15 protein-coding genes and 1 tRNA gene are annotated in these 13,232 nt (G+C 57.6%); 6 read left to right on the top strand and 10 right to left on the bottom strand.

Annotated elements, in window-relative coordinates:
• Positions 1–47 precede the first annotated feature (47 nt).
• Positions 48–362: a hypothetical protein gene (locus tag AC4LF3_RS13160; protein ID WP_122042121.1), complete on the top strand. Its 315-nt coding sequence runs from the start codon at positions 48–50 to the stop codon at positions 360–362.
• Between the two features lie 128 nt (positions 363–490).
• Positions 491–730, top strand: a complete 240-nt coding sequence (locus AC4LF3_RS13155) for a hypothetical protein (protein WP_312510142.1) — start codon at positions 491–493, stop codon at positions 728–730.
• A 35-nt stretch (positions 731–765) separates the two neighbouring features.
• Here AC4LF3_RS13155 and AC4LF3_RS13150 read toward each other — a convergent pair whose 3' ends face one another.
• The 4 genes from AC4LF3_RS13150 to mobA all read right to left on the bottom strand — a co-directional run bounded on the left by AC4LF3_RS13150 (position 766) and on the right by mobA (position 2,827).
• On the bottom strand, positions 766–1,590 hold the full coding sequence (locus AC4LF3_RS13150; protein ID WP_434140045.1) for a molybdate ABC transporter substrate-binding protein: 825 nt from the start codon (positions 1,588–1,590) through the stop codon (positions 766–768).
• Between the two features lie 211 nt (positions 1,591–1,801).
• Positions 1,802–1,878 (bottom strand) — tRNA-Pro (locus AC4LF3_RS13145).
• Positions 1,879–1,958: 80 nt separating this feature from the next.
• Positions 1,959–2,180 carry a YgdI/YgdR family lipoprotein gene (locus AC4LF3_RS13140; protein ID WP_122042123.1) on the bottom strand — a complete coding sequence of 74 codons (222 nt, stop codon included), beginning with the start codon at positions 2,178–2,180 and terminating at the stop codon, positions 1,959–1,961.
• Between the two features lie 44 nt (positions 2,181–2,224).
• Positions 2,225–2,827 carry a molybdenum cofactor guanylyltransferase MobA gene (gene mobA / locus AC4LF3_RS13135; RefSeq protein ID WP_219652409.1) on the bottom strand — a complete coding sequence of 201 codons (603 nt, stop codon included), beginning with the start codon at positions 2,825–2,827 and terminating at the stop codon, positions 2,225–2,227.
• 149 nt (positions 2,828–2,976) lie between these two features.
• Between mobA and moaB the strand changes: the two genes are divergently transcribed.
• From moaB to AC4LF3_RS13115, 4 genes are all read left to right on the top strand, one after another.
• Positions 2,977–3,516 carry a molybdenum cofactor biosynthesis protein B gene (gene moaB / locus AC4LF3_RS13130; protein ID WP_491835444.1) on the top strand — a complete coding sequence of 180 codons (540 nt, stop codon included), beginning with the start codon at positions 2,977–2,979 and terminating at the stop codon, positions 3,514–3,516.
• Positions 3,513–4,709, top strand: coding sequence for a molybdopterin molybdotransferase MoeA (locus tag AC4LF3_RS13125; protein ID WP_312271016.1), 1,197 nt, complete (start codon positions 3,513–3,515; stop codon positions 4,707–4,709). The genes moaB and AC4LF3_RS13125 overlap by 4 nt, the downstream gene beginning before the upstream one ends.
• Positions 4,710–4,850: 141 nt before the next feature.
• Positions 4,851–5,804 (top strand): lipid kinase YegS, encoded by a 954-nt coding sequence (gene yegS, locus AC4LF3_RS13120; RefSeq protein WP_150347000.1) that lies wholly within the window; start codon positions 4,851–4,853, stop codon positions 5,802–5,804.
• A 61-nt stretch (positions 5,805–5,865) separates the two neighbouring features.
• Positions 5,866–6,366, top strand: coding sequence for a sterol desaturase family protein (locus AC4LF3_RS13115; RefSeq protein ID WP_312510146.1), 501 nt, complete (start codon positions 5,866–5,868; stop codon positions 6,364–6,366).
• Between the two features lie 55 nt (positions 6,367–6,421).
• Here the strand turns inward: AC4LF3_RS13115 and AC4LF3_RS13110 are convergent, their stop codons facing one another.
• The 6 genes from AC4LF3_RS13110 to fni all read right to left on the bottom strand — a co-directional run bounded on the left by AC4LF3_RS13110 (position 6,422) and on the right by fni (position 13,116).
• Positions 6,422–6,994, bottom strand: coding sequence for a gluconate 2-dehydrogenase subunit 3 family protein (locus AC4LF3_RS13110; protein WP_125889267.1), 573 nt, complete (start codon positions 6,992–6,994; stop codon positions 6,422–6,424).
• A 179-nt stretch (positions 6,995–7,173) separates the two neighbouring features.
• Positions 7,174–8,100 (bottom strand): 15-cis-phytoene synthase CrtB, encoded by a 927-nt coding sequence (gene crtB / locus AC4LF3_RS13105; RefSeq protein WP_312601394.1) that lies wholly within the window; start codon positions 8,098–8,100, stop codon positions 7,174–7,176.
• A complete protein-coding gene (locus AC4LF3_RS13100; protein ID WP_491835443.1) occupies positions 8,097–9,614 on the bottom strand; it encodes a phytoene desaturase in 1,518 nt (505 codons plus the stop codon). Before AC4LF3_RS13100 ends, crtB begins: the two co-directional genes overlap by 4 nt.
• A complete protein-coding gene (gene crtY / locus AC4LF3_RS13095) occupies positions 9,611–10,792 on the bottom strand; it encodes a lycopene beta-cyclase CrtY (RefSeq protein ID WP_197872309.1) in 1,182 nt (393 codons plus the stop codon). The genes AC4LF3_RS13100 and crtY overlap by 4 nt, the downstream gene beginning before the upstream one ends.
• Positions 10,789–12,066, bottom strand: coding sequence for a glycosyltransferase (locus AC4LF3_RS13090; protein ID WP_197872308.1), 1,278 nt, complete (start codon positions 12,064–12,066; stop codon positions 10,789–10,791). Before AC4LF3_RS13090 ends, crtY begins: the two co-directional genes overlap by 4 nt.
• Positions 12,067–13,116, bottom strand: a complete 1,050-nt coding sequence (gene fni, locus AC4LF3_RS13085; protein ID WP_150347006.1) for a type 2 isopentenyl-diphosphate Delta-isomerase — start codon at positions 13,114–13,116, stop codon at positions 12,067–12,069.
• Positions 13,117–13,232: the final 116 nt, after the last annotated feature.

The following is a 13,232-nucleotide window of genomic DNA, read 5'->3' as shown; positions in this document are numbered from 1 at the left end:
TAAGGAGTGAACGTTCAAAGCTGCACGGGCAGTTCAAGAGAGTTCTCATGCGCAAAGAGTTTGCAGTTCTATTGCTGGCATCGTCGTTATCCTGGTCTGTTCATGCCGAGCTTACACGCGCGGATCAGTCGCTTTACAACACCCAGCCTCAAAAGGCCAATACGAGCCAGAATCTGAGCAAGGCCGATCTTGCCTGGCATGCTAGCAAGACATTTGGCTTTGATTGCCCTGAAGTCGTCAAACATAAGCCGATGCTGGGCAGCCACCATTCGATCATCATCTGTAGCACCGGCGCTCGGCTCAAGGTCCATCCATTGTCGGATAGTCGGCCTGTCATGACTCTGGTAGTCAGCTCGTTCTGATCGGGACTTTTCGGCACTCTTGCCTGGAGCGTGACTCCAATCTTCAGAACGTACTGTTGTTCATACGGAGCGACAGCTGTTGAATAGAGGTTGTCCATCGGGCAACCCTAATGCTTGGAGGAAACGAGATGGCTGCCGATTACAGTCAAGGGCGCTACCTGGTATTTGGATACGGCGACAAAGCCGTTCAGATTGGTCTGATTGACAATGACGGCTTTGTACGCGCTTCGGATGATCAGGATAGGTTGATCTACCGCATCGAGGGCGAGCAGGTGTATGACATGGACGACAATTACCTGGCAGACATCAATGAAGGCACAGCGGTAACAGCTAAAGGTGAGCGCTTGTTTACCATCCAGGCAGAATGAGGCGGGGCTTTTGTAAACGCCCCGGCAGTGGGTAATCAACCTTTCTTGAAGTGCAGCTCGTAGTCAGGATCGACAAGGGGCTGCAATCCACTGGCTTTGATCAGCTCGAATGAAGCATTGGAGCTGATGTACTTGATGAACTGGCGGGCCTCTTCAGGATGGGGCGTGTCAGGTGCCATGCAGGCGGTGTATAGCGTCATCTTCTGCGCCTGATCGGGTATGAGTCCTACGATATCGACGCCCTGCAAAGGACTCAGCTCGCTGACCTGTTCCAGACCGATTTCCGCCTCACCCCGGGCAATGGCGTCGCCCACTGACTCGTTCGTGATTCTTTTCAACTTGGGCGCAATTCGCTCCTTGATACCCATGAGGTTGAACAGAACATTTTCCAGATACAAACCGCTAGCACTCTCGGAGTAGGCAATTGATTTGGTATCCAGCAGAATCTGTTTGAATTCTTCCATGCTTGTCATGGCCGGATGGCCTTGGCCGTGGGGGACTGCAAGCGCAATATAGGACTTTCCGAAATCAGCGCAGCTGTCTGGATCAATATGACCCTGCTGCTGCAGTTTGGAAATGGCCATGCGGTCCAGCAAAAAGACATCGGCCCGCTCACCTTCGGCCAGTCGACTAGGAATGGTGGTGGCATCGTTGCCACGTGCCGGCGCTACATGGCTGACAAGCTTTCTGCCAAAGGTTTCTTCATAAACAGGGCCGATTTTTTCGACAACGTCCAGAGCACCCTTAGCGCAAAACAACTGAAGTGCAGGGGGAGGTTGCGGCACAGGGCGAGCGGCCGCATGCACAGAAAGGCTCGCCGCGGTCAGGGCGAGCAGGAAAGCGGAAAAGATATTTTTCATAAGCCGAGCTGACCCCGCCGAGCACAGGGCAGGATCGCTTCCTTTTACAGGTAAACACAACCGGAGGCGGGATATTACGTGAACAGGGCGCTTATGTGGGAGGCAAAGGACGAGGTGTACGGCAAAATGCTGCCAAAAACATTAAGGTCATAAACAACAAAACCCGCACAAGGCGGGCTTTGCTGGTCTAAACAGAGTTAGACCGGGATACTGGTCGGAGCGACTGGATTCGAACCAGCGACCTTCTCGTCCCGAACGAGACGCGCTACCAAGCTGCGCTACGCTCCGAAAGATGGCGCGCATTTTACCTAAAAACATTTTAGAGACAAGGTTTTAGGTGAAATTTTTTGCGTACCCTCTGCAAACCTTTACAGTTCCTTGATGGTGCGGACCTGATCTTTATTGATGCGGGCAGGCTTGCCGTCCAGTTGTTCGAACTCATAGAAACCCGAGTCATCGTCGTACTTGGGTGTATCTACCGCCTGGATCTCACGCCCGTCGTTCAACGTGATCACTGAAGGCGTAGAGCAACCGGCCAGGACGGTAAAACCAAGAGCCAGCAAGCAGGCAGGTAGAATCCGGGTTCTCATGTGCAGTCTCCTTTTAAACGCACGTTTAACAACATTCTGACCTATCACTTCCCGCCAGGTTCCGATGAAAGGACAAGCAGGCTGTGTTCATCATTTACATTGGCGAGACGCTGATCATGCTCTGCAATCATTAGCGCCCGGGCACCCAATGGAATGAATACACCCCGGGGGCTGCGCTCGCCTGCCTGCCAGGCTTCTTCCACTCGATCTTTCAAGCGGGTAGGAATAAGTGAAAACAAGGGCTCCCAGAAATTTCCCTGACGCACCATGACCGGAGCATCAGGTGCCTCCTGTGCGCAGCGGTGTAGCTGGGCAAGCAGATCACGATCAATGCGCGGAGCATCGCACGGCAGAAGGATCAGCCAGCGATGACGAGCTGCCCTGAGCCCTGCACGGATACCGGCCAGCGGGCCGGGAAAGTCGGGCTCGGCATCATTGACGATCTGATCGGCGTACCGGGCGTAGCGCTCGGCATTACGGTTACAGGAAATAATGAGGTCATCTGTCAGGGGGCGGACCACCTTGTGCATATGCTCGATCAGCGGAAGGCCATGCCATTCCACCAGGCCTTTATCCCTTCCACCCATACGCTGACCACGGCCACCGGCAAGCAGAAGAATGGAGCAGTCGGAAAGGCGTGTGGTCATGGGAACGTCCAGGCTCGAATACGGGCCGTCAGTGTAGCGCGGCTTGGCTCTATGTGGCGGGGCGACGGTTTGTCTCTGTCTGGATCGCTACGTGGTAGTCCTGCCTGTGATATAAAAATGTCTCTTACCTGCCGTTTTGGATGATTGTTATGAGCTCTAAGGCCAATGCGGTCTTTATACCGCTGAATATTGCCGTTCTGACTGTCAGTGATACCCGTACCTTCGAAACCGATACATCGGGACAGTTGCTGGTTGACCGTCTGACCGAGGCGGGACATTTTCTGGCTGCACGCGTACTGCTCAAGGATGATCTCTACAAAATCCGCGCTCAGGTAGCCAACTGGATTGCCGATGATACCGTCCAGGTCGTTGTCATCACCGGGGGCACCGGTTTTACCGGCCGCGACAGCACACCGGAAGCGGTAGCCTGCCTGCTGGACAAGCAGGTCGATGGTTTTGGTGAATATTTCCGTCAGATCTCTGCGACAGACATCGGCACGTCCACGGTTCAGTCCCGTGCGCTGGCAGGTTTGGCCAACGGTACGCTGGTCTGCTGCCTGCCGGGTTCGACGGGTGCCTGCCGTACAGGTTGGGACGGCATTCTGGCTGAGCAGCTGGACAACCGTCATCGTCCCTGCAATTTTGTGCCGCATCTGAAGAAGGCCGAACCCTGCGGGCCGCGCGGATGAGTCTGTTACCTATTGAAGAGGCATTGGCCCGTCTCCTGTCGATGGCTGATGCCGACGCGATCACCGAAACGCAACGTGTGTCTCTGGCGGAGGCCGAGGGGCGCGTTCTGGCCCGGTCCGTGATAGCGGAGCTCGACCTGCCGCCATGGTCCAACAGTGCCATGGACGGGTACGCGCTGCGCTTTGAGGATCTTCAGGGCGAACCGCTGCCTGTCAGTCAGCGTATCTTTGCAGGGCAAAGTCCGCAGCCGCTCACGCCGGGCACCTGTGCACGCATCTTTACCGGGGCGCCCATGCCCGAAGGTGCCGATACAGTGGAGATGCAGGAGAACACCGAAGTCTTGGATGATGGCCGCATTCGCTTTGTAGAGACGCTCAAGACAGGCAAAAACGTTCGCCTGAAGGGTAACGAGACGCGCCAGGGCGATACGGTACTGGACGCTGGCAAGCGACTGGGACCGATCGAGCTGGGTATTGCGGCGTCGTTGGGCTGCGCGGCTCTTGATGTGTTCAGGCGCCCCCGGGTAGCGATCCTGTCGACCGGCGATGAGCTGGTCGAGCCGGGTAAGCCATTGGGGCCAGGACAGATTTACAACAGTAACCGGACGGTGTTGGCGTCCTGGCTCAAGCGTCTGGGCTGCGAGGTGATTGATGCGGGCATCCTCCCGGATGATCTGGAGCGCACCCGTGAGCAATTAGCGCAGCTGCACTCGGCGGACCTGATCCTGTCGACCGGCGGTGTGTCGGTAGGCGAGGCGGACTTCCTGGGCCAGGCCTTGCGTGAGGCGGGTGAGCTGACCCTCTGGAAGCTGGCGCTCAAGCCAGGCAAGCCGCTCACTTGTGGTCGTTATAACGGCGTGCCGGTCATCGGGCTGCCAGGCAATCCAGCGTCTACGTTGGTGACGTTCGGGCTGCTGGCGCGTCCTTATCTGCTGCGTCGGATGGGCGTTCAGGATGTTGAACCCCTCAAGCTGGAAGTGGCAGCAGGGTTTAATTGGACGCGCGTGGGCGAGCGACGCGAGTACCAGCGGGCGCGGCTTGAAAATGGCCGGGTCGTGCCTCATCGCGACCAGGGTTCCAATGTCCTGCGTACGGCGGCATGGGCTGACGGGTTGGTAGAGGTACGTGAAGGAAGAACCATCGCCGAAGGTGATCTTGTGGGCTTCATTCCCATGAGTGAGCTGATTGGCTGAAGTCTTGCCGACCTGGGAACGCATCGGCTTTCCCAGGTCGGTTTCAGAGCGGTTGCTTCATCACAAATCAAGTCGCTCCCAAGGAACGTGGACCCGTTGACGTAGTCCTACTGACACTCGACTTTGCTGGGTGCTCTGTTCATGAATGTTCCTGTCACCGTCTCCGATTCCAATGAAAAAACACTGTTGATTCTCAATGGTAATCAGGCCACCAATGACGATGTCCGCGCAGCGGTTGAGGCGCGACGTGCGACCGGCAAAACGGTCGATGTCCGAGTCACCTGGGAAAATGGCGATGCGGCCCGTTTTGTTGAGGAAGCAGTCGCTGCAGGTTATACGCATCTGGTAGCAGGCGGAGGCGACGGTACGCTCAAGCTGGTGGCCGAAGCCTTGGCTCGTACGCGCTCCGATGCGTCGTTGGCCCTGATGCCCCTGGGAACTGCCAATGACTTTGCCCGGGCGGCGGGTATTCCAGCTGATCCTGCCGAGGCACTGGCGCTACTGGATACGCCAGCGCAACCCATCGATCTGATCGAAGCAGACGGCGAGATGTTTCTCAATATGGCCACCGGCGGGTTTGGTTCACAAGTGACGGCGAATACGTCCTCGGAACTCAAGCGCGTACTGGGTGGCACGGCGTATCTGTTGACAGGCCTTACGCGCTTTGCGGAAGTGCGCTCCGCCTATGGTCGTTTCGAAGGGCCGGATTTTGAATGGGAAGGCGAGTTTCTGGCCATGGGGATTGGCAATGGTCGGCAGGCCGGCGGCGGCCATGTGCTGTGCCCGAATGCAGTCGTCAACGATGGCATGCTTGATCTAACTATTCTGCCCACGCCACAGGATCTGATGGGAACGTTGGGCTCATGGTTTTCAGGCGGATTTGCCAGCGAGGATCTGTTCATTCGTACCCGGTTACCCTGGGTTGAGGTTTCCGCCAGCGAAGGGGTCGATATGAATTTGGACGGCGAACCCATGCACAGCAAAAAGGTACGTTTTGTGGTGCGCTCTGCCGCACTGAATGTCCACCTGCCAACGGATTCCGTTCTACTCGGGAATCCGTCGACCCTGCTGGTGACGTCCGACCCGGTTTCCTGATCCAGATCGTGCGCAAATGGGTTTCAGGCAGTAAGGTGGAAGGACGATCCTGGAGCCGAACATGGATATCTTAATCAATACCTCAATCGTGCTGGGCACCGTGGCCTTTATGGAGTGGTTTGCCTGGTACGCACACAAGTACATCATGCACGGCTGGGGATGGGGCTGGCACAAGTCCCATCATGAGCCGCGCACCGGTTGGTTCGAGAAAAACGACCTTTATGCCGTTGTATTCGCCGGCCTTGCTATCGCCCTGATTTATTTCGGCACGTCCGGTTATGGCCGGATCGAGTGGATTGGTGCCGGTATGACGGCGTACGGGCTGTTGTATTTCATCGCTCACGACGGCCTTGTCCATCAGCGCTGGCCTTTCAAATATGTCCCGCGTCGCGGATACCTGAAGCGGCTCTATCAGGCCCATCGCATGCATCATGCCGTGGATGGAAAGGAGGGATGTGTCTCGTTTGGCTTCCTGTATGCGCCATCAGTGACCGTGCTCAAGAAGCAGCTGCGTGATCTGCATGACGGCCCGCTCAAGAAGCGGCGGTTCGATCAGGAGTAAAGCCCCACGCAAAAGCGCGCCAGAAGGCGCGCTTTTTTTATTCGGTTCAGAGGGTTCAAGCAGACAGAGGTTCGTATGCCGGAAACAACGAGTGGGCGAAGCGACTGTGATCGATTTCAGTGCGAAGCAGGGAAATGAATTCCTGGGCTTGCGTGCCCAGAAGACCGGCTTCGGCATTGCTCAAAACATGCTGCTGCTCTTCGGCTGACAGTGCCGTAAAAAGCTGCTGATGCGTTTGTTGACTGTAGCGATTCAGATCCGCAAGCCCGGCACGTACCAGGTCACGTAGCGGCTGGCGACCCTGAGGAAGTTTGGCGGGTGCATCGGTGAAAGGGTCTTGCAGACAATCCAGGTCGCCGTGCGCATAAGGCGACAACATATGCTGATCAATGAAAATAGGCAGATCGACCAGGGATTCACTGGTGCCTTGATTGGTCGTGGCAGTCAGGCGTTCGCAAGCTGCCTTGAGCAGCGCCCATTCGCTCTCGTTGAAAAATTCCGGTTTGTAGGTATGCGATCTGTCCGGACTGGCCGTAGTGTGTGCACTCGGCACAAGCGGGATGATCGAGAAGAGCGAGGTCGGTGCGTTTTGTAGATCTCTTGGAACAGCCGATTCCGTCTTGTGCATAAATATATCCCGTACTTGACTACTGTAGAGCGACTTAAAGTAGTCGCTTATGTCTGACCTGCTATACCACTGAAAAGTTTAGGTTTAGTGTCGCCGTGCGACGCCTTGTTTGTGACCAATTTCAGCAAAAGACGCAAGTCTTCATTTCGTAACGAGACACTACCGCCCGGTGCGTTCACCTACCGCGGACGGGTCCATAGATCGGCGGGGCGCGGACTAGAGCGGCCCGCCCGTGAAGCCAGTGCACGTAGGGCGCCTCTTATCACCAGGCGAAGCTTATCAACGGTGCTGGTTGATACCCGACTGTCCCAGGCGCTAGGGCCTCGTGCGTTAACTTTCAGACCAATTTCCCGATAAACGGCGCGAGCGGTCGCAATCGACCAGGCTGAGCGCAGAGGCAGGTCGGCAATACCGGTAGCGGCTGAGTCATAGTAGGGTTCAGCCAGCGCGACCAGACGCTGCGCCAGGGTGGCCAGGCGGACACGATGCGCGGGATCAGCCAGTTCGGCGACAGGAATGCCAGCCTCATCGAGCCATTCCCTAGGAAGGTAGATTCGGCCTATGCGGGCGTCTTCTACAATGTCCCGTGCGATATTGGTCAGCTGAAACGCCATGCCTAAATCACAGGCTCGGTCGAGCGTGTCTTCGTCGCGCGCACCCATGAGCATTGCCATCATGACGCCTACTACTCCGGCGACGTGGTAGCAGTATTGGAGGGTATCGTCGAGGCGGTAGTAGACCCGCTCTTCAACATCCATGCGGAAACCCGCCAGATGCTCAAGAGGATAGCGCTCGGGAATGGCATGGCGCTGGATGACCTGCTGGAAGGCGGCAAAAGCCGGTTCGCTCATGGGCTCGCCTGCATAGGCGCGGCGCGTCAGATCTTCAAGTTCGTAGAGACGGGCTTCGCTTGCCGTCCGGTCGCCTTCAACCTGCCCATGACCGTGGTCCTGGCCGTCCACCACATCGTCACAATGGCGGCACCAGGCGTAAAGCATCACAGCGCTTTGACGGGTTTGTTCGTCGAACAGTTTGGCCGCAGCGGCAAAGCTCTTGGAGCCGACATTGATGGACTGCGTTGCGTGTTCGACGACTGCCGTATTCATATGGCTGCTCCAAGGTCCCCCAGAATCACGCTTGCGGTCGCTTTGGCCGAGCCGACTACACCAGGAATGCCTGCTCCCGGGTGGGTGCCGGCACCCACCAGATAAAGGTTGGGAATAGCGGCGTCTCGGTTATGCGGCCGGAACCAGGCGCTCTGGGTCAGGATTGGCTCCAGGGAGAAGGCTGAACCGACATACGCATTGAGTTCGGTGCGGAAATCCTCGGGTGTAAAAATTCGGCTGGTGACCAGATCGCGATTCAGGTTTGGAATGTAATGCTTTTCCAGGTAGGCCAGAATTCGGTCCCGGTACTTCGGGCCCTCAACCGACCAGTCTACCGGTGCATTGCCTAGGTGCGGGACAGGCGACAGCACATAGTGAGCACTGCAGCCCTCTGGTGCCAGGGAGGGGTCGGTCACGCACGGGGAGTGCAGGTAGAGTGAGAAATCTTCAGGAACGCCGGGGCCGGAAAATAGCTCCTCGATCAGACCCTGATAACGGTTACCAAAACAGATCGTATGGTGTTGAAGATTCTGTTCTTCAGGGCGCTGGCGCAGGCCAAAATACACCACGAACAGCGACATGCTGTGACGCTTCTTCTTGAGACGGTTCGCCTCGACGATACCGTGCACATGGTGACCCAGCATCTTCTTGTACGTGTGGATCACGTCGGCATTGGATGCAACCAGGTCGGTTTTGATCTGCTTGCCTTGGGCGGTAATGACACCTGTTACACGACAACTGTCGACCAGAATACGCTCGACAGGCGCATTAAGTTCTAGTGTGCCGCCCATATCCTGGAATAGCTTGACCAGCCCCTGAACCAGGGCGCCTGTACCGCCACGGGGGAACCACACGCCACCCTGGCGCTCCAGAGCATGAATCAACGCATAGATGGACGAGGTAGCGAACGGGTTACCACCGACCAGCAGCGTATGAAAGGAGAGTGCCTGACGAAGCTTGTCGTTGCGAACGAATTTGGAGACCTGATCGTACACACTGCGCCAGGCTTGAAGCTTCAGTAGCTGCGGCCCGGCACGAACCATGTCGCGAAAGCTCAGGAACGGCACGCTACCCAGTTTTACATAACCCTCTTCATAGACTGCGCGGGAGTAGGCCAAAAAGCGCTGGTAGCCCTCGACGTCAGCGGGGTCGAGTGACTTGATCTGGGCATCGAGCGTGGCTTGATCGTTGACATAGTCGAAGCGGGTGCCGTCTTCCCAGCACAACTGGTAGAACGGATCGACGGGCAGCAGTTCGACATAGTCCGACAGCTTGCGCCCTGCCACAGTAAAGAGCTCTTCCAGAGCCGAGGGATCGGTAATGACGGTGGGGCCGGCATCGAAGGTAAAGCCTTCATCCTCATAGACGTAGGCGCGCCCGCCGGGCTTGTCTCGCTTTTCGAGCAGTGTGGTATGAATCCCGGAGGCCTGCAGGCGTATGGCCAGGGCCAGTCCGCCAAAACCGGCACCAACGACAACAGCCTGCCTGGAATTGGAAACGACGTCTGTATTCATGAGATGTCCTTAATCGGTCCGCCTGTTTGACCGGTGCGGCTGGCCAGTGCCGCCGTCAGTGCCTCGCGTAATGGAACCGGTGGCTTGCCTGTCAGAATGCGCAGCTTATCGCTGGGCTTCAACTGTCCGGCATAGAAACGCTGGATCAAGGGTTCCGGAAGACCGTAAAAGCGACGCATCACTCGATAGCGATGCTCAGGCTTGCCGGCCAGAAATAGCATGCGGTTGAGCAGGCGGAAAAATCCATAGGTTCGCCAGCGTTGCAGCGCATGCCGGCGAACCGTATCAACAAGGGTAGAGGTATCCAGACGGGGGCAGCCGGCAATAAGTTCCGCCAGTCGTACCGCCTCAGGTAATGAGTATCCTGTGGTGGCATGGAAGAGGCCGGCGGCGAGGCCAGTGGGCGGGATATCTCCCGCTTCAGCCCAGAACGCATCTATGTCACCGCTCAGCGTAATGGGGAGCACGCCATGCTCTTCCCTGATCAGGGATTGAATCGTCCAGCCGTGATCCGCGGCGTAGCGGGCAATATGGTCACGCAACCGATCAGGGTCAAGGTTCTGCCCATCAGCATAGTAGGTGTCTTCGATCAGAACCCGGTCCTGAGTAAGCGGCAGGACGTAGATGAAACGGTAACCCTCCGTTTGTGGAACGGTGGCATCCATGATGATTGGACCGGAAAGCCCGTGGGGCTGAGCGAGCTGTAACTCCTGGCCCAGAAACTTTTGAAAACCCAATCCCATGTGCGGGCTGGGGCGATGACCCCGGCCATCCAGAACTGCAGCCGCCTGAAACGCTTCGCCGTTGGCAAACCTGACCTCTGTGGGGCCAAGCGCGCTGACCGTAGCGTTCAGACGTACCGAATCACCCAGGCACTCCATCAGAACGTCATGAAAGCGCTCGGCGCTGATAGAGGCGTAACCACTGCTCAGTGTCCGCTCAAGCCCAGGAAAAAATACCTGATACTCCGCCCAGCGATGGGCTACCAGCGGCTCGATCCAGGCGAGCTGCTCCGTTGTCAGGTCCGGCTCATGAAAGGACCAGGTGTGATTACCGCCCAGTCGGTCGCCTTGCTCAATGAGCAGGATGCGGAGCTCTGGACGTGTCTGGCTCAGTTTCAGGGCAATCAGCCCGTTGGCCAGTCCACCTCCCGCCAGGATCAGGTCATAGGTATTCATGCGGGTCTCTCGAGGGCAACCTTGCTGAGTACGTCCTCAATAAGGTCAGCGGCTTTTTGTACGCCGCCAGCTGCCTGAACCCGAGGCTGAAAGGCCTGGGCTTTCCAACGAAAATGCGGTTCGGTCAGAAGGCGTTGCAGAGCGAGGGCCAATTTGCCGGAGGTCAGTCGCTTAGGGCTCAGGCGAAGGCCGACGCCGGCATGCTCGATGCGTGCAGCCACGCCGGGTTGATCGAAGGCAATTGGCAACGCCAGCATGGGCGTTCCTGCTTCCAGTGCGTCGAGCACAGTGTTGAGACCGGCATGGGTAATGACCGCATCGGCCCGCGCCAACGTGGCTCGCTGCGGTGCAAAGTCTGTAACCCAGTGGGCGCCAGCCCGCCTCAAGGCATCGCATTGCTGCAGGTTGAGGCCACCGCAGTGGGCGATGAGTAATTGCACATCAAGCATTTTACAGGCGCGTGCGATCCGTTCGAACAAGGTGAAACGTCCGCCTTGCAATGTCCCTAGCGATGCGAACACAAACGGTTTGTCGGTGCGGATCGGATAGCTCAGGGCAGGGTCTTGCGTTGCGGGCAGGCGTAGCGGGCCGACTTCGTGAAAGTTGGCTGGTAGCTCGGTACGGGGAAAATCGAATCCCGGTACGCACTGGCTGATTTGAGCGTAAGGCGACAGGCAGTCGGCCAATGTTGACCGAGGCTCAAGACCAAAGGTTTTTGCGTATCGCTGGATGACACGGGCATGCTCATGCATCAGGAGGTCATAGACCTGGGCACTGCCCTGATTGAGATGGCGGCCTCGTGGCGATGTGTCGTATCCCCATGGCATGACGGGAAGAGGCACAAGCGGGTCCCGGTTGACCGGCAAGGCACAGGCTACCGAGACGTAGGGCAGGCGCAAATGCTCGGCTATAAGCCCCCCAGCGGCTTCCATCTGATCGGAAATTACGGCATCAACGGCCAGGTCACGCAATACCTTCGGTGCCTCGCGGCAAAACAACTCGGTGCTGCGAGCCATATCATGAATAACGCGCATCAGCCCAAGCGGGCCGCCTGGATTACCGGCCCGGCGAATCATGGCGTCCAGCGAGCCAGGCGGATGAGACTCAAGGCCTATCGGGTGAAAGCGGATGGCGTTGCTACGAAGCCGCTCGCCGACATCCGCCTGATGGAGCAGGCTGACCGTGTGCCCTCGCGCCACCAGGGTTTCGGCAATCGCTTCCATTGCGCGAAGATGGCTAGAAAATGCAGGGGCGATGAGGGCGAAATGAGGCATTCAGGTCTCCGCGAGCGAAACGGGTCTTAACAGGCGGGCCTTGCGCAGCTCGGCCAGATTTGCCGAGCCGGTGCAGAAGCAGGCTACCTTCAGTTGCCGGATCATGACTTCGAAATGGTTCAGAACGGCTTCTGGAGACAGGGTTGCGCTATGCAGCACGGCGGCAGCCTGACCGACCACATCGGCGCCCAGGCGAATGGCTTTGGCCGCATCGACGCCGTTGCGGATACCGCCCGAGGCAATGAGTGGAATGTCCGGGCATTGCTCACGGACCTGAGCAATCGCCTGGGCGGTTGGAATGCCCCAGTTGATGAAGGCCTGAGCAACCTGACGATCAAGGTCGTTATGGGCACGCTCGGCTTCGACCGCTGCCCAGCTGGTTCCTCCTGCGCCGGCTATGTCGATCACGGCGACACCCACCTCTGTCAGTTGCTGGGCGACATCAGCAGAAATGCCTGCGCCTACTTCCTTGATGACGATCGGAACGCCCAAATGTGTTACCAGATGTTCGATGGCAGCCAGGACGCCTTGCCAGTTGCGATCGCCGCCGGACTGTACCGCCTCCTGGAGTGGGTTGAGGTGAATGATCAAGGCGTCGGCCTGGATCATGTCGACTGCCCGACGGGCCTCGGTCACGCCATAACCCGCCACTAATTGAGCTGCGCCAATATTGGCGAGAAGGGGAATGGACGGAGCCAGTTGCCGCAATTGACCGGTCAGTCCCTTGTCCCCACCGTTCTGCAGGGCAATGCGCTGCGAGCCTACTGCCAGCGCCAGGCCTAGCGTTTCCGCCGCTTCGGCAAGGTGCCGGTTGATGGTCTGTGCACGTTCCGGCCCGCCTGTCATGGAACTGATGAGAACAGGCGCCTTGAGCGGCTTGCCCAGCAGCGTGGTGGCAAGATCGATCTGGTTCAGGTGCAGCTCTGGCAGGGCACAGTGCTGGAATTGAATCTGCTCAAACCCAGTCGTGATACTGCTCAAGGCACGTGCAGGATCAAGGACGATATCCAAGTGATCGTTCTTGCGACTTGCCAATTCCCAATCAACCATGAGTTACCTTTTTCCTGTTGCCATCGACCTTTCGTCGGCTATTGTGGTCATGAGTACGTCAAGCGGCTCTGATCTGCAAGATCGGATCAGGGAAATTGTTGAGTCGCTGGTGTCGA

Source organism: Pseudomonas sp. C2.3V, from assembly GCF_058536325.1.
This window is presented reverse-complemented; position numbering and strand designations above follow the sequence as displayed.